This window comes from Streptomyces sp. V4I8 (assembly GCF_041261225.1).
In the GTDB taxonomy this organism is placed as follows: domain Bacteria; phylum Actinomycetota; class Actinomycetes; order Streptomycetales; family Streptomycetaceae; genus Streptomyces.
Window position 1 is genome coordinate 191,442 of sequence record NZ_JBGCCN010000003.1, and the last position, 24,343, is coordinate 215,784.

Annotated in this window: 20 protein-coding genes and 1 pseudogene; 11 read left to right on the top strand and 10 right to left on the bottom strand. The window is 65.5% G+C overall.

The features are described from left to right. Positions 1-1,834 precede the first annotated feature (1,834 nt). A pseudogene (locus ABIE67_RS49230) lies at positions 1,835-2,630 on the bottom strand (IS5 family transposase). Positions 2,631-3,724: 1,094 nt separating this feature from the next. Between ABIE67_RS49230 and ABIE67_RS49235 the strand changes: the two are divergent. The 3 genes from ABIE67_RS49235 to ABIE67_RS49245 all read left to right on the top strand — a co-directional run bounded on the left by ABIE67_RS49235 (position 3,725) and on the right by ABIE67_RS49245 (position 6,441). Then, the gene (locus tag ABIE67_RS49235) at positions 3,725-4,183 is read left to right on the top strand and encodes a hypothetical protein (protein WP_370270975.1); all 459 of its coding nucleotides are present in this window, start codon (positions 3,725-3,727) and stop codon (positions 4,181-4,183) included. A gap of 180 nt (positions 4,184-4,363) precedes the next feature. Next, on the top strand, positions 4,364-5,659 hold the full coding sequence (locus tag ABIE67_RS49240; RefSeq protein WP_370271006.1) for a sensor histidine kinase: 1,296 nt from the start codon (positions 4,364-4,366) through the stop codon (positions 5,657-5,659). A gap of 86 nt (positions 5,660-5,745) precedes the next feature. Then, complete coding sequence (locus ABIE67_RS49245; RefSeq protein ID WP_370270976.1) at positions 5,746-6,441, top strand: response regulator; 696 nt, start codon at positions 5,746-5,748, stop codon at positions 6,439-6,441. A 22-nt stretch (positions 6,442-6,463) separates the two neighbouring features. Here the strand turns inward: ABIE67_RS49245 and ABIE67_RS49250 are convergent, their stop codons facing one another. After that, positions 6,464-6,808: a hypothetical protein gene (locus tag ABIE67_RS49250; protein ID WP_370270977.1), complete on the bottom strand. Its 345-nt coding sequence runs from the start codon at positions 6,806-6,808 to the stop codon at positions 6,464-6,466. A gap of 207 nt (positions 6,809-7,015) precedes the next feature. On the opposite strand from ABIE67_RS49250, the gene ABIE67_RS49255 reads away from it, so the two are divergent. The 7 genes from ABIE67_RS49255 (at position 7,016) to ABIE67_RS49285 (ending at position 13,784) form a co-directional block, all read left to right on the top strand. Continuing rightward, a complete protein-coding gene (locus tag ABIE67_RS49255) occupies positions 7,016-7,540 on the top strand; it encodes a superoxide dismutase family protein (protein WP_370270978.1) in 525 nt (174 codons plus the stop codon). 143 nt (positions 7,541-7,683) lie between these two features. Continuing rightward, on the top strand, positions 7,684-7,833 hold the full coding sequence (locus ABIE67_RS49260; protein ID WP_370270979.1) for a hypothetical protein: 150 nt from the start codon (positions 7,684-7,686) through the stop codon (positions 7,831-7,833). Positions 7,834-7,876: 43 nt separating this feature from the next. Then, the gene (locus ABIE67_RS49265) at positions 7,877-8,386 is read left to right on the top strand and encodes a hypothetical protein (protein ID WP_370270980.1); all 510 of its coding nucleotides are present in this window, start codon (positions 7,877-7,879) and stop codon (positions 8,384-8,386) included. 438 nt (positions 8,387-8,824) lie between these two features. Then, positions 8,825-9,139, top strand: coding sequence for an integration host factor, actinobacterial type (gene mihF, locus ABIE67_RS49270; protein ID WP_370270981.1), 315 nt, complete (start codon positions 8,825-8,827; stop codon positions 9,137-9,139). Between the two features lie 157 nt (positions 9,140-9,296). Beyond that, positions 9,297-10,109: a 3'-5' exonuclease gene (locus ABIE67_RS49275; RefSeq protein ID WP_370270982.1), complete on the top strand. Its 813-nt coding sequence runs from the start codon at positions 9,297-9,299 to the stop codon at positions 10,107-10,109. Positions 10,110-11,358: 1,249 nt separating this feature from the next. Continuing rightward, a complete protein-coding gene (locus tag ABIE67_RS49280; protein WP_370270984.1) occupies positions 11,359-11,568 on the top strand; it encodes a MerR family transcriptional regulator in 210 nt (69 codons plus the stop codon). Between the two features lie 992 nt (positions 11,569-12,560). After that, positions 12,561-13,784: a hypothetical protein gene (locus tag ABIE67_RS49285; protein ID WP_370270985.1), complete on the top strand. Its 1,224-nt coding sequence runs from the start codon at positions 12,561-12,563 to the stop codon at positions 13,782-13,784. Between the two features lie 1,187 nt (positions 13,785-14,971). Here ABIE67_RS49285 and ABIE67_RS49290 read toward each other — a convergent pair. The 8 genes from ABIE67_RS49290 to ABIE67_RS49325 form a co-directional block, all read right to left on the bottom strand. Then, entirely contained in the window at positions 14,972-15,940 is a 969-nt protein-coding gene (locus ABIE67_RS49290) for a glycoside hydrolase family 6 protein (protein WP_370270986.1), read from the bottom strand. Positions 15,941-16,151: 211 nt separating this feature from the next. Further along, on the bottom strand, positions 16,152-17,375 hold the full coding sequence (locus ABIE67_RS49295; protein ID WP_370252144.1) for an ISAs1 family transposase: 1,224 nt from the start codon (positions 17,373-17,375) through the stop codon (positions 16,152-16,154). Between the two features lie 272 nt (positions 17,376-17,647). Beyond that, positions 17,648-18,418 (bottom strand): enoyl-CoA hydratase-related protein, encoded by a 771-nt coding sequence (locus tag ABIE67_RS49300; RefSeq protein ID WP_370270987.1) that lies wholly within the window; start codon positions 18,416-18,418, stop codon positions 17,648-17,650. Between the two features lie 23 nt (positions 18,419-18,441). Next, positions 18,442-18,624: a hypothetical protein gene (locus ABIE67_RS49305; RefSeq protein ID WP_370270988.1), complete on the bottom strand. Its 183-nt coding sequence runs from the start codon at positions 18,622-18,624 to the stop codon at positions 18,442-18,444. A 550-nt stretch (positions 18,625-19,174) separates the two neighbouring features. Continuing rightward, positions 19,175-19,762: a sortase gene (locus ABIE67_RS49310; protein WP_370270989.1), complete on the bottom strand. Its 588-nt coding sequence runs from the start codon at positions 19,760-19,762 to the stop codon at positions 19,175-19,177. Between the two features lie 56 nt (positions 19,763-19,818). Continuing rightward, on the bottom strand, positions 19,819-21,306 hold the full coding sequence (locus ABIE67_RS49315; protein ID WP_370270990.1) for a glycosyltransferase family 2 protein: 1,488 nt from the start codon (positions 21,304-21,306) through the stop codon (positions 19,819-19,821). A 350-nt stretch (positions 21,307-21,656) separates the two neighbouring features. After that, positions 21,657-21,815 carry a hypothetical protein gene (locus ABIE67_RS49320; RefSeq protein ID WP_370270991.1) on the bottom strand — a complete coding sequence of 53 codons (159 nt, stop codon included), beginning with the start codon at positions 21,813-21,815 and terminating at the stop codon, positions 21,657-21,659. Positions 21,816-22,483: 668 nt separating this feature from the next. Then, positions 22,484-23,161 carry a choice-of-anchor P family protein gene (locus ABIE67_RS49325; RefSeq protein WP_370270992.1) on the bottom strand — a complete coding sequence of 226 codons (678 nt, stop codon included), beginning with the start codon at positions 23,159-23,161 and terminating at the stop codon, positions 22,484-22,486. A gap of 869 nt (positions 23,162-24,030) precedes the next feature. On the opposite strand from ABIE67_RS49325, the gene ABIE67_RS49330 reads away from it, so the two are divergent. After that, positions 24,031-24,183 (top strand): hypothetical protein, encoded by a 153-nt coding sequence (locus ABIE67_RS49330; protein WP_370270993.1) that lies wholly within the window; start codon positions 24,031-24,033, stop codon positions 24,181-24,183. The last annotated feature ends 160 nt before the right edge of the window (positions 24,184-24,343 follow it).

Here is a 24,343-nt window from a genome sequence, read left to right on the forward strand (position 1 = left end):
TCAACCCCGAGATGACCTGGTACCTGCACAGCGGCCCGCAGCCCGGTACGGTCGGGCTCTTCGAGTGCCAGTTCGGCGCGGGCTCCATGCTGACCCAAGACCCCGGATGCGAAGGCCAGCAGTCTCTGGGCCCGGTCGGCTACATCAACACCAGTCGCATGCCCGGATGATCCCGCTGTACCGCTGCTACATCCCCAGCATCCGCGACCACTTCGTGTCCCCTCGATCCGACTGCGAGGGCCACACCATGGAGTCCCTGCTTGGCTACGCCATCCCCTGACGAAGCCCGGAAGGTGACCTGTGGTCCGTGCCCGCCGACCCGGCGGGTGTGGCCCGGTCCGGCGCCGCGGAGGCTGTCGGGAGGTCATTGACAGATCCGGCAGTAGGGCCGGCAGCCGTCTGCTCCGCCCAGCTGCGAACGCATGCAGATCCTGGAGCAGCGCCCGCAAGTGAACCCTTGTCCCATGAGGAAACCGAATCCTTCATTCACATCGTCTGCGTCGCAAGCGTCGTCTGCGGCCGCGTCGGCAGACGGGTCCTTCCGGCATGCCGTCACGCCCTCGGCGCTGCCGGGATCAGCGGGTCTCGGGTTCGTACATCATGCCTCGCAGCTTCTACTTACTGGCCCTCGACGGGAGTTGGGTTCCATGCGCAGGCTTTCCTGCCCGTCGAGGGCGCTGGAAAAGTCTTAGTGGGCGTTTGATGGTGATTCACGCCGACCGTTTCAACATGTTTTGCCACATTTATCGCCAACGCGTGCGGCCTGAAACGCCTGGAAGTTACCGACAGACAGGAAGCTTCCAACCCGTTGTTAGACCAGACGGAATTCGGCGCTGAGGAGCGGATCAAACGGGCGACCGGATCGGCACCCGGGATGCCGTGAAGGCGCATGTAAGGCGCGAATCACCCCGAAGGGTGTTGGCCGCAGGAGCGACTTAGCGTCTCAATCCATCCCTAAACGCCCACTTAGAGGGCGTTTGATGGTGATTCACGCCGACCGTTTCAACATGTTTTGCCACATTTATCGCCAACGCGTGCGGCCTGAAACGCCTGGAAGTTACCGACAGACAGGAAGCTTCCAACCCGTTGTTAGACCAGACGGAATTCGGCGCTGAGGAGCGGATCAAACGGGCGACCGGATCGGCACCCGGGATGCCGTGAAGGCGCATGTAAGGCGCGAATCACCCCGAAGGGTGTTGGCCGCAGGAGCGACTTAGCGTCTCAATCCATCCCTAAACGCCCACTTAGAGGGCGTTTGAACTACTTATGGGCGTCAATATCCGACTTGGGCTGTGTCGGATTCATGCTGTACATCCCTAACGTTCCTACTTCATGCGGCGATCGCATGAGGTGTTTTGCCCCGTTTTATTTCATGAAACGCGTTTGGTTTGAACATGGGTAGACCTATCCGCTTCATGGTCGGGCGGGCTTCGCCAGTCAAGCACTAAAGCGGACATTCGGGATGACCAAGGAGGCCAACATTACTGAATCAGTCGCCCATGAGGGATGGAAAAGGACATTTTAAATCTGGACAAAACGCCCTCTTAGTGGGCGTTTAGGGATGGATTGAGACGCTAAGTCGCTCCTGCGGCCAACACCCTTCGGGGTGATTCGCGCCTTACATGCGCCTTCACGGCATCCCGGGTGCCGATCCGGTCGCCCGTTTGATCCGCTCCTCAGCGCCGAATTCCGTCTGGTCTAACAACGGGTTGGAAGCTTCCTGTCTGTCGGTAACTTCCAGGCGTTTCAGGCCGCACGCGTTGGCGATAAATGTGGCAAAACATGTTGAAACGGTCGGCGTGAATCACCATCAAACGCCCACTTAGACGTCGTCTCATTTGGCGAGTCTGCGGTAGCAGATGAGGCTGCAGGCGATGGCGGTGAAGGCCAGGAAGTGTTCGGCCTTGCGTTCGTAGCGGCGGTGCAAACGGCGGCAGCCGCCCAGCCAGGACATCGTGCGCTCGATCGTCCAGCGATGCCGGCCCAGCCGGGTGGAGGACTCGATGCCCTTGCGGGCGATGCGGTGCCGGATACCTCGCCTGCGCAGCCATCGGCGCAGGTGGTCGTAGTCGTAGCCTTTGTCCGCGTGCAGCTTGGCGGGCCGTCGTCTGCGCGGGCCGCGGCGGGAGCGGATCGGCGGGATGCCGCGAACGAGCGGCTCGAGTGCCTGGCTGTCGTGCATGTTCGCGCCGGAGATCCCGATCGAAAGGGGTAAACCGGTCCGCTCAGTGATCAAGTGGATCTTCGAGCCTTTCTTGCCACGGTCTACAGGATTCGGACCTGTCAGGTCCCCCCTTTCAGTGCCCGCATGTTCACCGAGTCGATCACGCAACGCGACCAGTCCAGGTCTCCGCGTGAGCCCAGTTCGTCGAGTATGACGCGGTGCAGCTTGGCCCAGACCCGGGCGGCGGTCCACTCTGTGAAGCGACGGTGCGCGGTCGGGCCCGACGGGCGAAGACCGGCGGCAACTGCCGCCAGGTGCAGCCCGTCGTGGCCACGAAGGTGATCGCGGCCAGCACCTCGCGATCCCCATACCGGCGCCGGCCGCCGCCCTGCGGCCGTGAAGGAGCGGGTGGGACCACCCGCTGAAACAGGTCCCACAGTTCGTCCGGCACCATGCGCTCGACCATCACCACACGGTGCAGACTACCCAGCACTCCAAATGAGACGACGTCTTAACCAAGACCGCCTGCCACTGTCGAGCGCCGGCTGACGTCGTCCGAAGCGCTGACGCGGGTCATCGGATGAAGAGCCGCTTACACGTCCGTGGGCTCGCTGGAGTAGATCCGCTCCGGGCTCGCCCCAGGTCGTCCTCGCGCGGCCAGCGGCTTCCCGCGGCATGGCGAACGGGGGGACGTCTGCGCCTCCACAGCGCGTGGCCGGATGCCGAAAAACGAGCAGCTCTCAGCCTGTGCCGTGATCGCTTCCGTGCCCTCAAGAAGATCCCCCGGACGAGTGGCCTGGGCCAGGAGCGCCATGGGGAGCGAGAGGCAGTTGTCCGGCGGCATTTGAGGTCGTTACCGCACTCTGGAAGTCGTATGAGGCCTCGCTCGCATGCTCAACGACCTGAAAGCGGGGCATGGCCGGGTGGATACCCGTCATCCGGAACACGCGTTGCGGCCGCCCTTCCACGCGTTCAGAACCCCCAGCGGCTGCGCGCCCCGCCCCATCCGAGCTCTCTACGCCAACCAGTAGGCAACCGTGATTCATGTCATGCCATCAGACGGCGACGATGGCTGATGAGCATCGAGGCGAATTGTCGGCCCCATCTGCGGCAGCGATTTGTCACTTCTCTACGTAACCGGCGTCCACATGCCATTCAGATTGTGCACGCGCTGACATGTCTCAGGAATCAAGCCCTCAAGCCGGACGACCAAGGGTGCACAAGGTGGGGGGTGACATCGCCGGACTGGTGTGTTCTTCTGATATCTGGGCCTTAGTTACGACGGGTATAGCAGTCCGAGTGGCTGTCAGGTGCTGGGCAGGGCAAGCCCGCACGGCACAACTCTCGGGCGTAGGCCGTGAGTCGATTCCGCACCGAATACCGAATTGTGAGGGAAGAAGGAAAATGGGCGTACCGTCACTCCGCCGCGTGAACGGCTGTCACCGCAAGTCGAGCACGAAGACGGCACGAAGGATCCGAATAGCAACTCTTGTCGGCGCGGCGGGGTTGAGTTCCATAGCGATGCTGTCATCGAACTCTGCCCTGGCAGCTACATCCCCGGTGGCGTCGCAGGACGGTTCGACGTACGCGCAGGCACCGGCGACCCAGCCCGACGGCGGTACGAGCGACAGCTCGGCACAGTCGGTGGGCAGCAGCGAAGAATGGGCTCAAGAGGCCGTAGCCGTGTGGGAAAAGGCATGGGACGAGTTATCGGACTCCGAGAAGACTGAGGAGAACGCGACAGCCCTCTCGAAGGGCGTCTACAAGAAGATCCAGGAGCACGCCCAGAAACTGCACGATGAGGCGCAGAAAACTCAGGGAGACACGGCCGGCCTGGACCAAGTCCTCGAAGAGAACCTCACCGCGGTCGAAGAAGCACTCCAGAAGACACAGGCTGCTCACACCGCAGATCAAACGGCTCAGTCCGGAACGGGCAGCACGGAAGCAGGCGCCACGGGATGCGCAGGGTCCAGCGCAGCACCCAAGGCCGGCAACTCCGGTGCCGGCGAACCTGGGTGAGCTCGCGGAGGCCGAGACGCGGGGAGAATTTCCTGAACGCTGCAGCGCACCTTTGAGGGCTGGGACGCCGACGAAGTCGCCGTCGCGATCCTGTCCCCCTGCAGTCGATCAAGGCCATGAGACTCAGGGCGATCACCATTGGCCGACTATGGGAGTAGGAGCATGGCCGCTGCTACGGGGATGGGGCCGAGGGTCGGGGCGGGCTTGGTGTCCCGCCTATTTCTGCCGTCGGCCGCGACAGGTCCCGATGTCCAAGCGGACAGGGGCGGACGCCACCGAGCTCGTGCGGGCAGCCACTCACAGAGAACCGTGCGCGACTGGGTGGCCGACGTCGGAGTTTTCGCCTTCGCCGCGCTTTTCTGTCTGGGCCAGCTGTGGGGGATGGCGCATGATCCCCGCGTTCCAAATTCCGAGCTGACTGCTGACGAGCTCGTGGGCGTGGCCGCGTGCGCCGCGGTGTGGTTGCGCAGGCGCTGGCCGGTTGGGCTGGCGGTGGTGCTGTCCGTCGCTTGCACCTTCTACCCCAGTCCTACCGGTCCGGGACTTGTGGCGCTGTACACCCTCGCCGTGCACCGTCCCTTCCGCGTCGTCGCGGCCGTTGGCATCCCGGCGCTCCTCAGCTCGCCTGTCGTTCCCCTGCTGCACGATGCGCCCTTGCCGCAGGTCATGTCGTGGACCTTGTCCGGGGTCGGGTTGATATGCGCAGCCCTTGGGTGGGGCATGTTCAAGCGATCGCGCCACCAGCTTGTGCTGTCGCTGCACGAACGTGCTGAGCGGGCCAAGGTCGAGGCTGGACTGCGCGCGGAACAGGCACGTCAGCGGACGCGCGAGGAGGTGGCGCGGGAGATGCACGATGTGCTGGCACACCGGCTGTCGCTGCTGAGTGTGCACGCGGGCGCACTGGAGTTCCGTTCGGACGCCCCTCGTGAGGAGATCGGAAAGGCCGCCAAGGTGATCCAGGAGAGTGCCCACCAGGCCCTGGAGGACCTGCGTGAGGTCATCGGCGTCCTGCGCTCCGCGGAGGGCGAGGAGCAGGCGGAGGGCCGTCTGCAGTTGAACCTCACTGACCTGAAGCGGTTGGTGGACGAGTCACGGACGTCGGAGACCGACGTGACCTTGGTGGACAGGGTGGGGGTCACGAACGCCCCGGTCCCCGAGCGGGTGGGACGCACCGCCTACCGAATCGCCCAGGAGGGCCTTACCAATGCCCGCAAGCACGCACCGGGCGCGGGAGCGGTGGTAACCGTGACCGGCCGGCCGGGGGAAGGTCTGGTCATCGAGGTGCGCAACCCACTGCCCGGCAGGGACACGGCCCATGACCGGCGGCGGTCGGCCATCCCCGGTTCGGGCCAAGGCCTCATTGGTCTGTCCGAACGCGCCTCCCTGGTCGGCGGCCGTCTCGAACACGGCTCCACGCCCTCCGCGGACTTCCGCCTGTATGCCTGGCTGCCCTGGCCCGCCGCCAACGCCGCGTAGCGTGCACCACACCGCGCGGGACTTCCGGCAGGAGTCGCACGCAGCGCCGGATCGCGGCCTGTCCGGCGGCCTCATACCCTGGCCACATGGGTGAGCCCCGGGGCCGGCCGTCAGAGAGCCGTTTGCGCGTCCTGCTTGTGGACGATGACCCGCTCGTGCGGGCGGGGCTGCGGATGATGTTCGACGGTACGTCGGACATCGAAGTCGTCGCCGAAGGCTCGGATGGGGCCGAAGTGGGGCAGCTGGTCGATCAGTACACGCCGGACGTCGTGCTGATCGACATCCGCATGCCCCTGGTGGACGGTCTGGCGGCGACCGAGGAGTTACGGCGGCGCAGGCACGCGCCCGAAGTGATCATCCTGACCACATTCCACGCAGACGATCACGTATTACGTGCTTTACGAGCCGGCGCTGCCGGGTTCGTGCTCAAGGACACCCCGCCGCCTCAGATCGTGTCGACCGTACGGAAAGTGGCGGCAGGAGAACCGGTACTGTCACCGACAGTCACCCAGCAACTCATCGCACATGTGGCGGAATCGGGGTATGGGACACGGCGCAACCGGGCGCGTGATCTGCTCGGCCGACTCAACGACCGGGAACGCGAAGTCGCCCTTGCCGTGGGAGAAGGCAAGACAAACGCCGAGATCGCGGCTGCGCTCTATTTGAGTGTTCCGACGGTCAAGACACACATCTCGCGCATCCTGACAAAGCTCGATCTCAACAACCGCGTCCAGATCGCGCTCCTCGTACACGACGCCGGGCTGCTGGACGAGCCTCGCTGAAGTGGCGCCCACCAGCGCATCGTCACGCGGCGCTGCCTCTGGGAAGCCGATACCGGCACACGGGGTCATGGTCGCGACCGAGGCTCGTCCACCAGCGCTCACAGCAGGCGGCGTCGAGCTCACCCGCGACAATCCACTCGACGACTGCGCTGCCGCGGTCCGTCCGCAGGGCCTCGTCCGTCAGACGACGCCGTCGTTCACCGATCACGCTCTCTCGCGTGACGGCGATGAGGGGGACGACACTGGCGACCACGAAAAGACACGCGACCCACACCGGACCATGCCCGAATGCGATGCCCGCCGTGCAGGCCAGCCCAGCGCTGGTGCCGACATAGAGAACGCAGAGGAGGCGGGCGGACCAGTTCATCATCATTCACCATCCGTGGGAGGGAACCCCCTCGTCCAACGGCGCACAGTGTTCTTGGATTCGGGTGACTTTGCGGTGGTCTCGGCTGCCTGTGCCCTCGCCCAGGTTCACTCACGTGCCGCTCATGGTCCGGGGTGGTGATGCCGATGGCCGTACCAAACAGGTCGTGGGCCAGCTGACGGATACGGAGCGATGATGGTGGCAGGGATGATCGCCGGCGCCTTGGCGGCGGCAGTGCTGGCGACGGGTGCGGGCCCGGAGGGCGCGCGGGACAGCTTATGGCTGAGGGCCGAGGGGGCCTTCGCACCCCCACTGTCTTTCATTCCGTCGGCCGCCAAGACGTACAACCAGGACCTGGTCCCCGCCGGTTCGCGCATCGTGGTGGAGCAGCGCAGCGACCGGGGTTCGACCGAGGTGACGCTGCGCGTGCGGGGTGTGGAACCGGGCTATGCCTACGGCGCACACGTCCACCAAAAGCCGTGCGGCCCGTACCCGCTGGACTCGGGGGGTCACTATCAGCACCGGCCGTCCGCCGACCCAGCACACGTCGACCCCGGAAACGAGGTCTGGCTCAACTTCACCGCGACTGAGGACGGCACGGGTCATGCCCGCACCCGCGGCAGTTGGTCCTTCCGCGCAGGCGAGGCAGGCTCCGTGGTCCTGCACAGTGACCAGAGCGGGGCGGGTGAACGGCTGGCCTGCTTCACCGTGCCATTCGTCCCCCTGGGCTGAAGCCGTCATCCGCCTGCGACAGGACGCCCGCGTGCACCCGCAGGTGCGAACGCTCGGCACAAAATTCTGGAAAAGTGCGTAACACCCAACATGGAGATTCGTCTTATAGGTGACAGTTCAGTGCACCGAGAAGTGATCAAACGATGACTGACACCGATCTGGCAGACTGGCTCAAGAGCGCCCGTACCTTGACTCAGGCAGAGGTGGATCAACGGACCGCTCAACGCGACTGCAACGACCTCACGGCCGACGAACGGTTCGAAGCCGCCGCTATGAGCGGGTTGGGCCGCTGAGCGGCAGCGGCACGGGACGGGACATCTGCTCGTTACTCCCTGCATGAGCTCCGGACGTTTACGGCAGGAGCACCGTCCAGCTCCTGGCCCCGAGGTGCCCCTGCAAAGAGCGTTCCGCCTGGATGATCTGCGGCATGTGCGGCTGGCCGCGCGCCGGGCGGGCAACCCGTTCTTCACCCATGCCTGTATCGACCCGGGCTACGCCAGGGTTGTCTTCTGCGGCCGGGGGCTGCTGTTCGCCGCGTATCACACGCAGCCCCGCCCCAGCTGGCGTGTCTCCTTCGCCTTTTTCGCACCGATGAACGGCGGCGCCTGGTTCTCCCTCCTGCCTCACGCCGACGAGCACGCCCACGCGGCGGCGGCCCGCTTGCAGGCGGAGGATCTGGCTGCGCGGATGCACACCCGGACCTGGCAACAGGCACTGGGACTGTTCGTGGCCCGAACCGGGCGACCTGGCCGCAGAACCGTTTCGGAGCAGGCTCGTTATACGACACACGCTGGTTCCCTCCCGGCCCGTCAGGTCCGCACAGCCGTCACACTCGTGCGGACCTGACGCCGTGAACAGCTCTCGACCCTCGGTTAGAGGTCGTGTCCCGCGACGTGGTGTAGGGGATCAAGCGCTACGCCTTCCGGTTCGAGGCTCATAGCGATCTATGCGGAGGCGGCAGCCCAAGAAGCGTGCTGATGAGGTGAGTTGGACACGGGAACGGGCTGAGCCATGTCCCTGGCCTGCGGGTTCCGGTGTCTTGATCCCCTACACCACGTCGCGGGACGCCATCCGGTTAGATGTTCGATCCCTACTCGACGGGCCGGGGACGCGTCGTGACAGCGGGTAACTTCCAGCTGTGTGGGATTCCGGGGCCTCAAGGATCCCGACTGCCCACCACGTGCCGCAGATCGGTGCGTCGGTCCCTTGTGCGGGCCCCGATGGCACGTCAGGACGTTGGCGAGAATGGCCGCGGCCGATCAGTACGACGAGCAGGAGCTTCGTATGCCAGTTCCCCCTTTGACCCCGCAGCAGCGCCGGGCCGCTTCCGACAAGTCCGCCGCGGTGCGGCGCGAGCGTGCCGAGGTCAAGGCCGCGCTCAAACACGCCAGGATCTCGCTTGCCGAGGTACTCGCCAGTGAGTCCGAGGTGATCCGCAGAATGCCGGTCCGGACTCTTTTGGCCTCGCTCCCCGGCATCGGAAAGGTCCGGGCTGAGAAGCTCCTCGCTGAGCTGGAGATCTCCGCCTTCCGCCGCGTCCAGGGTCTCGGCGCCCGGCAGCGGGAGCGTCTGCTCGCGCGCTGCATGACCAGGTACTGACCGTCACCGGGAATCCGTCACGCACTGCCGTTCGCGTGGGGACGAGCAGTAACCGCGATAGCCATGCGTGTCCGAGACGCTCGTGATCGTCCGGCCAGTACGGTGAATGGATCACTCGTGGTGCAGCCGGGGCGCCGGCCGGTGGAAGGGGAACACGGTGACCTTCGCCGAGCCAACTGACTTACAAGACCTGTTCACCCGCGACGTAGATGAACATGCCGTGCAGTTCGTCCGCCCCGCCGGCACCAATCGGACCATCTGGGCTGCGTACGCCAACCGCCAGTATCAGGGCACCGTGAGCGCCGAGTACCACGAAGGCCAGGCACCGTTGTGGCGCGTACTGGCCACCCAAGAGGAGTACGCGAGTCTCGACGACGCCATTCGCGCACTTCGGCGCCCGGCGTCCTGGGCGCGCGAGCGCGAGCAGGTCGCCCGCTGGGCCCGTGACCTGCTGGCCGACGACTCGCTGCTGGTGGTCGACGTGAGGACCGCACGTCCGGGTAACGCCTGCGCGATGCAGATCACCGCCGTTGACCGCCGCGGCGCCCTGATCTTCGACGAATACGTGCGGCCGGCCGCCATCGTCGACCCGGCTGTGCTGGCCATGCACGACATCGCCCCGGAACACATCGCCCAGGCTCCGGCGTTCGGCGAGCTGCTGCCCGCCCTTTCCGATGTGCTCTTGAACCGCAGGCTGGTGTCGTACGACGCCGATTTCCACCGCGCTGTCTTCGAACACGAACTCATCGGCTGTCATGGCCATTTTGCGGCTGCCCAGGAGTGGCTGGACCGGCTCCGCTGGGAGGACGCGATGGTGCCGCGCGCGGTGTGGCGAGGGCTGTGGTCGGCCAAGTACGGCACATACTGCCGTGAGCCACTGAGCGGCCTCCACAGCACGGCCGAGACCTGCCGACTCTTGCTCGCGGCGCTCGAAGAGATGGGCGCCGACGCACGGGTCAACCTGTGGTGACCTGAAGCGAGCCGTCCACCGAAAAGAGCCGGACCCTCTCCCTTGGGCGCAGGTCATTCGGAGGAGGAGAGGGTCCTGGAACGCCGGGCACCGATGCCTGCCTCATGGCTGAAGCGGGCAAGGCGCGAGCCGGGGCTCTTGTCGCTGATGGAGCGAGCAACGGCGTCGCTCCTTCCAACGACCTGGGCGCCGAGACGTCACGCCGAGCGGGTTACCGCTGCGAGGCCGAACTCTCCGCCGGCAGTCGCGTCGGATCCTCCTGCCGGGTGAATCTTTCGACGTTGTCCCGATATGAAAGCAATCCACAAGTGGGAAGCGCGGGGTGGCGTTTTCCTGGCGCTTAAGGCGAATTGAAGCCTTGAGGGCTCAAGGTACCCCAATGTGGCAGCCACAACAGAACGGCGCCAGGAGAGGTGCGTATGCGTCAAGAGTGGAAGTCGGACCATCTGATATCGGATGGTCCGACGGAATTCGAAATGCGGGTCCACTCATCCGAAACCGCAGGGGGTGAGTCCGAATCTCCCCTCCCGGTGGTCGCGCAGCTAGCCGTGCTTGCCGAACGGCGGGAGGCATGGTGCGGGGCTGGTTCGAGGGTCACGCGGTCGGTATGGGACCGCATTGTGGTGGAGCACACGCTCCTGATCCTCATTGTCTGTTCACTCATTGTGAGCCTGTTGCTGGCAGCGACAAACGGGTAGCCAAAGCCCGCAGTTCCAACTGGACGCGCCCCGCACCCTCGAACAGGCAGTTCGAGGCACCGTTCTCGCTTTCCTCTCGGCAGACGATCACCTCGGCCCGCTGGTTGCGAACGGCTTGGGAAGTCCGCGCGTAGCCGGATGAAGCCGCGCCACGGCATCGGTGTCGTCATGGCCGTCCGCCCGCCCGGTTCACGCGGATTTATGTCCCGCTGAAGCGAGGTCACTCAATTCGGTGATTGGGCGCTGACTACCGCCCAAACAGTGCACAGCAGCCCACCATTGACGGCTGGCGGGCCCTTCGTTCAGCGCTCGCCGTGCGAACACCATGAGGGGGAAGCATGGGTGAACCGACCGTGGGTGGGACGACGTCAACCGCCCGGGCAGCCTCGCCCGGCGTTGCGGGGGAGGCCGGCGAAGCCACGGAAGCGCAGTCCGCGCGACCATATGCGGGTTCGCTGGGTACACCTCGGCGACGCCATTCCCCTCAAGCCACAAGCAGCCAGCCATCACCGGCTCTGCCCGGACCGCGCGCTGTTCCCGAAGCGGCGATCGTGGCTGACCAAAGGCTCTGGTGCTACCAGGAGATCGCGACCCACATCGATGTGCAGCCGGACACGGTCCGGTCCTACCGCAAGCACGGTCTGCTGCCTCCGCCTGACCACGTCGACCATGGCAGGCCCCTTTGGTACGCCGACACCATCCACGCGTGGCACGCTGCCCGGCCCCGCAACAGGTTCCGCAGGCAGGACAGGTCGGCGTGAAGGGGTGACATCGCCGCCCTCCTGGCCAGGTCACCGGCAGGACGAAGCGACTCAAGCGACCGAGACCCGGAGCCCTCGCCTCGGTCCGGGGTGAGCCGACGGCGAGTGCCCACCGGTCAGTTCGTCGCGGACTGCTCGTGAGGTGACACCCGGCATCGGCCGAACCCGGTAGACCACTGCCCATCGAGTCGAGCGCTCGCCGCGAGGCCCAGTTTGCCTGTCGCAGACGCCCGATTTGCAAAATGATCAACTACGGTCTCAACAGGTGTACCGCGTCTGTGATTTGAGTCATAAGTCGGCAGCGGGATTAAGGGGGCACTCTGGTCCAAGAACGCGCATTGCAAGTGTCCGCGAGATGCGTTTGTCATGCAGGGTACAATTTCGCGCATTAACCCCTCGCGGCATATCTCCTTCGTGACACATAGAGCCTCATGCCCGGTTGATTTCAGGCCCATTGAGGCAGGCATGCGGCGGCGAGACCTTCGAACTGGCGTGTTCTCATAGCGGTGTCGGCCATCGCCCGGGGTATCTCTCCCCGGACGAGCCGTTGTTGTGCCCCCGGCGTATGCGTGCCAGGCGGATCACCGCAACCCGCAGCGCAATACCGAATGAGGAACGGAGAATTGATGGGCCCGCCACCCAAGGGCCACGTCACACAACGAGGCCGGCACAGCAGTAGAGGCCACGGAGTGAGGATCAAGATCCCGTGTGCCCTCGATCGGCAGGTAGCCGATCTCGTACCCCCTTCGCTGAGCGATGGGGCTGACGACACAAGGAACAGGAACGTGGCAGGACGTCATAAGAAGGCGCGTAGAGAGCTTTCCGCGGCGCAGACACGAGTGCTGCGCGGCAGCATGGTCGCGGCACCCCTTTGCGCTGGCTTGTTAGCCGGTGCGACGAACGCGTCTGCGCAGGTCAACAGCTTGCCCTCCGGCTCGGGCACACACGCCCCCGCCATGAATGGAACAGGCCCGGGCACTGGACGACCGCCAGTGATCACCTGGGACTTCATGAATGGTGTCGATGCGGCTTCGCAGCAGATCATCCACCAGGGTGTTCAGAACTGGGACCAGGCGCTCCGTAAGCAGACAGGCACCACCACGCCGTGGTTCACGAAGGCATCGCCGGGCGGCACCCCTGGGCTGCTTTTCAACATAGCCCGGCTCAATGGCGGCCTGGCCGGGCTGGCGGGCGACAACTGCACCTTCACACGTGTCCAGTGCGGTCACGGACAAAGGGTCACGCTCAACTCCGACTGGTGGCACGGCCGGGCTACCAGTGAGCAGAAGCTGGGTGTTGTCGCGCACGAAATGGGACACGCCCTGGGCCTTGGCCATGCGACGGGTGGCAGGGAATCCGTTCCTGGGAATCCCGACGAAGTCATGAGACCGACGATTGCGTTCCGCGGCGCTCCCGGAACACCGTCTGCCAATGAGACGGCGACCGTGGCAAAGATCTACGGCCAGTCGTCAAAGGGACCGACCACCCCCGTCACCCCGACCACGCAGCAGCCCGGCCCCAAGCAGAACGAGCCTGCTGACAAGCAGACCGGGCCTACCATCAAGCAGACCGGGCCCGTCGCCAAGCAGCAGCCTCAGCCGCCGACTCAGCAGGACGGCTGGCAAGGTGAGTGGCGACGCAACAGCCAGGGGCAGTGGGAAGGCCACTGGCAGCGAGACGGCTGGCAGGGTGACTGGAGGCTGGTCGACGGCAAGTGGCAGGGCCAGTGGACACCGGCTGAGAAGCAACGGCAGGCGCCGCAGGGACAGCAGCAGACCGCGCGAGAGGGACAGGCCCCAGCACAACAGGCCGCTCTGGCGAACCATTCCAGTCCGGCCCAGTCGCCCACGGGCACGCAGGGCCAGAATGCATACCAGCAGGCAGGTTGGACTCCGAATGCGCCGGCCGCGGACAGCGCTCACGAGGTGACGGGAGGCTCGACTGCCGGCGGTTGGCACACCCTGGGCGGTTCTCCCACCTCTGGTGCTGCGGACCACGCTGCCGCACCGGGTACTTCGTACGCGGCAGCCGGCACAGATGCAGGGCATCAGCAGGGGGCGGATGCGCTGGGTTCGCAGGGGGCCGGTGTCGGGAACGCCTGGCAGCAAGGGGCCCAGTCGGCGGTCGCCGGGACGGCTCAGCAGGCCCAGCAGGACCAGAACAGCCGGCAGGCTCCAGTCGGCGGTGGCTACTCGGGTAGCGGCTACTACGGGTAAGCCCGCTTCCTAGCGGCGGTTTCCTGCCGCACCCCCGCCCCGTGACGACCTCGGAGCGGGGGTGCGAGCCGATCCGAGTTCGTGGAGGGCGCTGCCTGACTCTCGCAGGGCACGGAACCTCTCGGCCCGTGGCCGGGAGCGCACGTGGGTGGGCGCCTTCGGCGACGGTTCATTGCAGACGGCATCCACGGCGACCTGTGCCGGCCCGGCGGACTTGGTTGGGCGAGAGTGACGCAATCAGAGCAGCCGCGGCGCGGGTTCATCGGTGTGCCCAGTCCTGTGCCCCACACGTTCAGAGACAGACCGGGCCGGGGAGGTCTACGCGGCGCCGCTCCTCGTCTTCTGACAGCCGGCGTCATGATTGCGGCCAAGGCTCGTCCACCAGCGCTCGCAGCACGCGGCCTCGAGTGCTGCCTGGAGGATCGGCTCGACGGCCTCACCACCGCACCTGGCCCGCTTGGACGTCGCCTCCGTCACGTGTCGTCGTTCATCGCAGATCATGGTCTCGCGTACAACCGCGATAACCGGGACGAGAGCGGCCGCGGCGAACACACATGCCGTCCACAACGGGCCGTACCGAAGTTCAAGGCCTGCGATTCCGGCAAGAAGGGCACTGGTAGCGGCGTAGAGGACGCGCAGGAGGCGGCTACAGCAGTTCATGGGCGTACACCGTCCTTGAGGAGAAACTCTCCCTGTCCAACTACGCATGAGCGTTGGGGATGCGGGCGCTTTCCGACTCTGGCCGGCGGATGCGGGCAATTCGCGGCGAAGGCCGAGCCGGGCAGGGCGAACCGCCCGAGCAGGCCAAGGGGGACCACCTGCCGGGCGGAACGCGCCAGGAGACTCGTCGGGCGGCGGCGAACCTGGCGTTGACACCCCTCACCAGGGTAGGCCAAAACGGGATAAATCACAGTGATCGTCTCGTTATGTCACCGCTGAGTGAGCATCGTCGTTGCTCTTTTCGGCGCGCTGGACGACAGCAGCGTAATAAATCCGCCTGCGAAGCCTCTTACATACGCATGAGTTGGGCCCTCCCCCTCCGGGTTTCCCGTGACACTCCGCAGCCCGGAGGGGGGAATGGGGACTCATCGACGGTGAGTCGGCCGGATCGGCGAGGACGGCCCACTGGACCACGGATCCCACTTGGGTCGCTTCGGTCCCTGCGGGGCACAAATCGTGCGACCAGCTCATTCATGTGCGTTGCGGGCGAGTTCTAGGGCGTATGACGGCCACCACTCCCCCGCGGCCGGGCCGCCGCGGCACGTGCCGTCGGACTCGCCCGGACACTTGATCCACAAGTAGGCGTCCAGGAGAGCATGACCAGTACGGTCCGTGGGGGGAGTACTCAAGGCCCGTCCGGGCGGATTGCACCACGCCTCCGAATCCGTGCCCGCGTACGGTCCCCGGCCGTTGCGGCTGGTGTCCACCACGTAGTGTTTGCCGCCCAGATGACTTGACAGGAGATCGCCGTAGTTCCGACTCACCTCATTTGTCTCGAAGTTGGAGACATTCAAGGAAAACCCGTCGGCCTGAGCAATCCCCGAAGCCCGCAAGGGACCGACCAGCCGACCGGCCTGCGGGATCCAGCCGACATTGCCCGCGTCCAGATAGACGCGCGTGTTGGGCTGCCGCTTGAACCGGTCGACCGCGTACGCCAGTAGCCCATAGCGTTCGGCAGCCGCGACCGTCGGACAACCCGCCACGACCTGCGCCACCGCGTCCGGTTCGGTGATCACGTACGCGGCCCGCTCACCGATCCCAGCCGCGAACTGCTCGACCCAGGTCCGGTAGTCCGCGCCATCCTGGGCACCGCCGACCGAGTACTGCCCGCAGTCACGGTTCGGGATGTGATACGCCACCAGCAACGCGGTTCGCCCGGCGCCCGCAGCGGCCTTTGTACGGGCTTCCACTACGGCCTGCGGATTCGGCCCGGGGATCCACTCGGCCTGGGGACGGGTGGCGATGCGGTCCATGAGCGCGGCATCCGCCGTGCGGCCGGCTTCGCGCCATTCGGCTGCTTGCCGGGCGGCGGAGGAGTCGGGATTGACCCAGAACGGCTCTGCATCGGTCGTGGCCCCAGCTCTGGCGCAACACAGCCCGGCCAGCAGTGCGGCGAGCAACGTTCTCGGTAACCAACCGCTCATGGGCGTGCCCATGCCTCACCGTTGGCATGCGGATGGACGTGGCCGGCGCCTCTTGGGGCGTGAGGGCCGAGTCCGCGCCCACCGCCGAGGACCGCCGCGTCCCCGCCCCGGAGATGTGTGCGCATGTTCGCGACCGTACGCCCGTACACCCACATTCGCCGCACGACTCACCTTCATGGCTGTCTTGCAGGGTCATTGCGTGATCGAGGTCTGTCTGGGTTTGTCATGTGAGACCGAGGGTTCGTAGGGGCCGGTGGTAGTCGCGGCTGGTGTGGCGGAGGGCGGCGGCGATGTTCGTCTGGCCGTCCTGGCGGAAGGTGCTGATGGCGAGGTTGCGCAGGGAGGCCATGGCGCGGGGCAGGGTGCCGGTGCGGACCTTGGAGTCGTCCTCTCGGAACGTGCGGTCCCGGACGTGGTGCAGGAGGTTCTCGATGCCCCAGTGGCCTCTGATCCATGTGGCGAGCTCGGTGCAGGTGGCGTCGAAGACGCTCAGGCTGGTGATCAGGTAGACGCGCTCGATGGTCAGTTTCCCGGTGCTCAAGTCGCGTCGCCACCGGACGACTTGGATCGCCTGGCGGGCGCCGGGGTAGTCGAGGTGGCTGAATGCGGCCGCTTTGAGCCGGCGGATCTCGTCGCGGTGGTGGGCGTGGTCGCGAGTGCTGTGCCCGAGCGGGATGTCCCGCCAGGGCAGCTTCCTGATCTGGGTGTACAGGCCGGGATGGTTCTTCTTCACGACGGCCACGTAGTGCGCGCCGCGACTGGTCAGATAGGCCCCGTGGTCGTGCTGGGTGTGCAGAGCGTCGGCGGTCACCACCGTGTTCTCCAGCTCGAGACCGTCCAGCAACGGCGCGAAGGAGGGAATCTCGTTGCTCTTGGAAGCGACCTGCCGCTGGGCCAGGACCACGCCGTGGTGGTCCATTGCCGCCAGCAGCTGGATCGCTGCGGCCGTTGCGGTCCGTGAACCGCGGACCACCTTGCCGTCGACCGCGATCACCCGCTGCGTTGGCCCCGCCTTCGTCTCCGGCTTGGCCGGGGGCGGCGTTCTGGCCTGCAGAAACGCGCCGATCGCCGCGTCGAGCGCGTCGCCGTCCACACGCTGCAGCAGGCGGCGCACGGTTGCGGCGTGCGGCACGGGCCGCAGGCCGGTAAGCGGATCGGCAGTGAAACCGAGGACGCCCAGCACATGCTGCGGGGCATCCGCGATCCACTCGCTGATCGCGATGAGCGAGCGGGCCCCGGTCAGCACCGCCGAGGCGGCTGCGCACAGCAATGCGAGGGCGGGATACCGCAGACCTCGCGCATCGCGGGGGTCGGCGACCAGGGTCAGGAAACGCCGCAGGTCAGCGGCATCGCTTGAGGCGAGGGGATCAGTCGGGGAGCCCAGTTGCTCCAGTGCGGAAGGGATGGGCGATGATGTTCGGGCAGGCACGGTCTCGCTCGTTCTCATGGGTCTCGACAACCACATGATCACCAGCACCGTGCCTGCTCTGCTTTCCAGGGCCCCTTGCCTCACAACGGACATGACGACACGTCACTCACGAGACCGGCGAACCGGACCAATCCCAATCGCGCAATGCCCCTGGGCTGTCTTGGCGCTGGTGAAACTCGCGCTCTGGTAAGCGCGGAGGACCAGGCCGAGACCGCCTTCCACGCAGTCGCGATCCCTTCCGGCGGGCCCTGCCGGTCTTCCGGGGAGGTCAGCTCCAGAAGTTGGGGAGGTCAGCTCCAGAAGTGGGGCGGGCGCTGGTTCGGCACCTTCCCTGTCCGTCCTTGCTGATCCAAGGTGAACGGGGCGAACGCGCGACGTTCGACGGGGGCGCCGTCCCCAGGGCTGGTTTTCAGGGCTCGGTCGACGGCCCCCCGGGCGGCGCTGATTGTCGCGCCGCCGTAGGAAGCGATCACCGTGGCCAGTTGTTGTGCCTCCGCGAGGGCCTGGCCGTTGGCCACAAGGCGAGAGACCAGGCCGCAGCGCTCCGCCTCCGGTGCGCTCATGGCGCGACCGGTGAGGATCAAGTCCATGGCCTTGGCCCTGCCCACCAGACGGGTCAGGCGCTGGGTACCGCCGACGCCCGGGACGGCGCCCAGTTTGATCTCCGGTTGGCCGAAGACGGCTGACTCGCCCGCGATGACGACATCGCACATCGTCGCCAGTTCACAGCCGCTGCCCAGGGCGCAGCCGTCAACGGCCGCGACCTTCGGAGTGCGCAGTCGTGCGAACTCTTCCCAGAGGGAGGAGCAGTCGTCCACCGCCATCCCGGTGGCTGCCTCTCCTGTCACACTCTTCACGCCGGGATCGTCCTCGAAAAGCCTCTGCCGGCCGGCGACGACGAAGCAGCCGACGTCGGGATCGAGGTCCAACGGGCGCAAAAGGTTTATGACTTCGGTCAGCAACTCATGGTTCAGCACATTGAGAATGTGCAGGTCCAGCCCTACAGTCACCACACGGTCGTGGCGTTCGATCCTGATGTCGCTCATCGGTATCTCTTCCATGGGGCCTCCTTTCACGCCTGACGTCACGGAGCCTTGTCTGTTTCGGGTTTTATCGGCCCGCCAGGGCAGCGCTGTGTCGTCCACGCATCACGGGTGAAGAGGGTGTGGCCGTCCACGATCCACCCCTGCGACCAGTGCTTGTACGCTTCGCGCACCGTGCCGCAGACCGGGCAGTAATACCTCTTGTGTTTCTGGGTGAAGCTCATCGGACATCACCGGTCCGCGCTCAAGCCGTCACGCTCACCGCCGCGCCAGACACGGTCGGGCGACCCGCCCGGCGACGCGTGGAGCTCGGCGATAGTCTCGATGTGGTTGAAATGTGTGCACGGGCAGAGCTTGGCGTGCAGGAGATCAACGGGGCACTTCAGTAGCCGAGCCAGCAGGTCCGGGATGGCAGCCACAGGACACCTTCTTTCAAAGAGCCGCGCACGCAGCCTGCCGATCCCATGGCCATAACCACGCCAGGGACTGAGACGAGCCCTCCAGGGTGCGAACGCCTCAGTCATACGGCAACCAGCGACCCGGGAGGAGAGAGCCTTTGTCGCTCTTGATGCCCCGGATCTCTGGTTATGCGCGCTGTCACTCCCTCTGACACCGCCATGGCGCATTCGTTACGCAATGCTCAAGAAGGCCCTGAGTAGCCCGAATATCGAGGCCACCCATCGTTGACGCATTACTTATGAGCACTCACGGACAGTAATCGGCGTTTGCGTGGCTATGGACCGCCATTTTCGCGGAAGTGACGGCAGCAGACCGTCACTTGGGCCCTTGGTGCGAGATGAGATGGCCGTAGACGATGAAGCGGCCGGTGCTTCCGTAGCGTGGCGTGCAGGTGATGAGGGTGATCAGGCGCTTTTGGGGATCGGCGCCGCGGCCTTGGTCAGAGCGGAGGACCCGTACGGCGTCAGGGGTGACGCGTTGGGTCTTCGTGACGGTGTAGGTGTAGCGGCCGGTCGCGGCAGTCACGATGAGGCGGGATCCCCGCTTGATGCGGTCCGGAAGTTCGGCGAAGGGCGCGAATCCGGAGTTGGAAGAGCGGTGTCCGGCGACAACGTAGTTGCCGACCTGGCCGGGGCCGGCGGTGCTGCGATAGTGCCCCAATCCCTTATTCAGCTGTTTAGCGGTCGTGCCGTTGTACACGCGATAGGCCCAACGGCGCCCGAGGGCCGGGATGCGCATCACCGCGGGAGTATCCGGGCCGGCATGCGGCGAGGGAGCCCTGCGCCTCAGATCCTTTTCGACCTGAGCGGTGCGCGCCTGCTCGGCCTGGCTGGGCTGGGGACTGGTACCCCAGACCAGCCAGGCCGTATAACCGCCCAGAGCCAGCCCGACAGTCACGGCCACACCCGATATGGCGGCGAGCAGGACTCTGACCACACGCGGCCATCGGGACGAGCGGCTCACCGACCAGCCTCCACCTGCTGGTTGCCGCGCATGTGCATACGGGCCAGATAGAGAGCGGCTGTTGTCGGCACGGTGATGAGCAGAACCGGCAGAACACTGTGGGTGAACCACAAGCATGTCGCGGTGAGTGCCACAGCGAACAGCAAGTCCGGCCAGTTGGAGCGCACGGCATGGCGCCAGGTGACGCGTGTCCCCTGCTTCGGGGTGACTAGGAAGACCGATGAGCCGAACAGCGACTTGAAGGAAGCGCGCAGGCTGGTGAAGAACATTGAGCCGAACAGCAGTACCGTGTGCAGCAAATACGAGGAAAGTGCGCCGGCGCGCATGGTCTTGCGCAGGCTGAGGATGTCGTTGAGCATCGGGGCGACGATGAACAGCACTGTCGGGACGAGCATCCACAGTGGCCAGTGCACGGAGTAGTTCAGCGCGGGCAAGACGATGACGTTGATGACGACGTACAGGCTGAACAGGCTGGTTAGCGGCAGGCTGTAGCTGAACATGACGATGTCCATCTTTTCAAACCAGCGCATAGGGCTGGAGAGGATTCGCCATGTGTACTTCTTGATGAACTCCATGTTGCCCTGAGTCCATTTGTTGTGGCGCCGCTTGAACGCCAGGTACGAGACCGGGAACTCCTCCTCGCACACAATGTCCGGTGCGAACACGGTCAGATAGCCGGCGGCGCGGGCCTCGATGCTGAAGCATAGGTCTTCCGCGACCAGGTGGGGGAAGCCGCCGGCCGCACGGTAGCAGGAAGCACTGACCATGGCGCCGTGCCCGAGCAAGGACAGGAAACCGAACCGGTTCTTGACGCACTGGTAGGCGAGCCAGTGTGAGGCGACCCCGGGGTGGAAGCGGCGCATGAACGTGTTCCGATTACGGGTGGCCACATGGTTGGCCTGCACGATTCCCGCGTTCGGGTAGTGCTCGAAGTAGTCCAGGCAACGGGTCACGAAGTTCGGCGGGATGATTTCGTCGCTGTCCAGAATGACGAAGTAGTCGAAGTCGGCCTGCCGCAGAAAGTTGTTGAGGTTCCCCGCCTTGAACCCTACGCGGTCGGTGCGCCGGATCACCTCCACCCCGTGGTCGGCGGCGAACTCATCCACCTGACGGCGGAACTCATCGGTTTTTGAATCGTCCAGGATCACCGTGGTCACCATCGGGGCGTCCTGCCGCATCGAAGCCTCAAGCGACTCCGCGCAGAAATCGTCGCAGGTGCAGTAAACCAGGATGGTCCTCGGCCAGTTGCCGTCGGCTCGCGTCTGAGCGGGGACCTTGGGCTGCAGCTGGTCGCGATAACGGTGGAAAGCGAGGGTGTAGAGGAGATCCTTGATGCCGTTGAGCCAGAAGTAGCTGATGAACAGGCCACTGGCCACGACCGTCACTCCGATCGCGGTGGACTGTGCGAAGGCCCGATGCGTCTCCGGCTCGAACTGCCAGATGAACAATGCCAGAAGACATAGCCATAAGCCGAGAATCGTCACATATAAGCCTGGATGACGTCTCATCTGTGCCCCAGGCCCTTTCCGCTCCAGCAGTCTTTGGGGGCGCCGCCTGGGCGGGCCGGCGGGATGCCGCGGTGGCGGCACATGACCTCAGGCCGTGGCCGGACTGATCCGGCCGCGGCCTGAGGTGTGAGCTGAGGGGCGAGGCCGGCAACGCCGAGGGGTAAGTCGCACCAGCCGCGGGCCGGTGCGCCCTGCTCGGTTGGCCGCCGCGGGCAGTCACACAAGCGCACAAGTCTGCACTGCCGGACCGGGACCCACTGCCGCGACCGTCGGCCTGAATCTGTGGGTCGGCCTGAGTGTCTCAGCCTCATGACCCCGCCCCCTTCTCAGCTCTGCCCGTTGCGGCAGGTGAGCGCGGTCACGCCCACTAAGCCGGCCACAACCAGAGTCGCGGCGAGAAGTGTGAACCAGCCAAGACCGAGCGTCATGCCTAGAACAGACACGCCGGCACCGGTCGCCGCAAGCTGCGAACCGTTGTCGTACAACAGGACCTCCTCATTTAGGGGGAACTTATAACTAGCTCCTTTAATGGGACATATTATGCATTTCGGTCACCCGCGCTGTGCTGTGGCCACCCATCCGAGAGCCCTCCTCCTCCGTTCAGCCCTGGACAGCCTCCGCCAGGAGGGCTCCTCCCCAGCCGCACCAGGATTCAGCCCGGGCGAGTCGTCGCAGTCGGATCGCGCTCGGCCGGCCTCGTAGGACGCCGGATGCGCGCAGTGCGGTACGCGGCAGGCCGTGTGGTAACGGGCCGGGCAGTCAAGGGCCTTCTCTATGCGCCGGGCGCGGCATCGCAACCCCCGCTCCCCGGTCCGCGGTGCCAGGTGCTTGTCGAGCACAGCGTTGTCCTGAGGAGGGAGAACCGGGGAACCGGTCCTTCGACCACTACTTCGGAAAGTGAGGGCGTTCGCGGCTTCGCGTCCCTCGCCCGGTCTCCATACGGTAGCGGCGCCGAGGGCGGCGGCTCGGGTACTGGACCATGCGGAGCTCGGATTCGGCTGGAGGATGCACGCCGAGTGGCCGCACACGGCCGGGAGCTCCCAGAGGAGAGTTCACGTGCGACCGACGTTCCGCCTCACCATGGCCAACGCTTACGACGGAAGGGGCCGGGCGGAGGGGTGAGTGACCCGGCTGTCGCCGCCGGATGAGGCGGTCAGTCAGTCGGTGAACAGGCCACCCTGCCGACGATCACTTCTCCGGTGATCCGGCTTTCCGGAAGGAACTTGAGGTGGAGCGCGTTGAGGTCGATGCGGCCGTCGTCGGCCTTGGGCCGGGTCGTCTCGTTGAAGACGGCTTCGGCCAGAAGCGTGCCGTCCGATTTCCTCCTGATGGGATGCACGTAGTTGGCCGGGATGTAATCCGGCAAGCCCGAGATTCCCGACAGTCCGTTGATGGTCCAGTCGGCCAGAGTGCCATGGGATGTGGCGATACAGGTCACCCTGAAGTCTCTGATTCTGATCGCGGGTCCACCAACCGAGCGCAGGCCGCTGAGCTCGAAGCTCTTGCCCACGGCCTCCGACTTCGTCGTCGTCTCGCCTGACACGGGATCAACCGATGTGGTGCATTTGCTGTTTCCGCCGCCGAACCTGATACCCGGTGCGGATACGGCCCCAGCCGCAGCCGTGCGCGCTCTTGGGCCGTTGGCATCGCAGCGGGCCAGCGAGCGGATCACCACGGGAGCCCGATCCTCTGTGGCGATGTCGACCGATCCGAGTGACGCGGTCCCGGCGGGGTTCGCGGCGTAAGCGGGCGGCACGGTCAGTAAGAGGCAAGCAGCGGTCAGTAGTGCGGTGGGACCCAAAGCGCGGGTGCGTGCATCAGTGCGTGTCATAAGGCGTCCTTGATCAGGGGCCGTCCCGCCCGGAACGGCGTTCGCGTGATCAACGACGTTCGCCTCTCGCAGTAACCCCCTGTCTTGGTGACCGTATCGGAAAGACAGCAGAAACCGGGCCCCGCGGGAAAATCTCGCGGAGCCCGGCCGCTCATTGCACAGGCGTAAGTTCGGGCGCGGTCAGCGAGTCCAGATTGTGTCGGCCGTGGAAGCGACCGCTCGGGAGAATGCCTCGGGGGAAGAACGCGGAATGGCGATGGAGAGGGCTGACGGATCCGCCGTAGTACGTCGAATGGCGGCGGAAACCAAGACCAGGTTGTTCTGCACGGTGATCAGCCGTGCGCAGGTGTCTGGCTCAGTGGGGCGGTTCATGGGGGCTCCGTTTCTGCTTCGGACGGAGAACTTCCGGGATACTTTTTGGACCCGAGAGCGGCTCGGTCCGCACGCACAAATGCGAAATTCTTATGTGACGTGAGTCACTCCCGTGGCGACCGGGACAACGCCGTGCGGCGGCGTTTTTCCGCCGTCCTGGGCCAGTCTTCAGCGATGACCAGATTGAGGTCTGGGACAGATCCGATCTCACGTGCTGTGATGTGCCGCGCACAAGTCGAATATCTGTCCAACCGTCAAACAACGGAGGTCAGTTCATGCGACGCAGATCCACGTTCATAGCGGCAGTCGCGGCCGCGCTCATGGCAACAGGTGCGGCGTCGGGAACCGCAATGGCGGATCAGGGCAGCTCGCCGGCTACCTGGTGCGGTTCGGGTTGGGCGTTCTCCATGCAATGGGGAGCCTCGGCCGGGCAGCCCTGCTGGGTCCCCTCTCACGTCAAGGGCTGGGTTGAGGACCGTTGGAAGGACCACCACTGCGTGGTCATGCGCTTCGACTGGTACCGAAACGGCTACCACGTCGACTCCAAGCTCACCGCCCCCGTCTGTGACGGCGACTCCCGCAAGCAGTTCAACCTCAAATCGGCCGACCCCTATGCCAACTGGGTGAACTGGCAAATCCAGTACGTCTGACAACGGCCGGACCGCGGGAGCGGGGTCGTGAGTGAGTGGGCGAGTACGTTACCGCTACTCACTCACGCCCCTGGCCCCCCGTGGCGGCTCATTCATCGTTCGAAAAACAGCGCGAACACCGAAACGTTTGCCGTATTCCCTGGTCAAGCCGCCGCTCTGA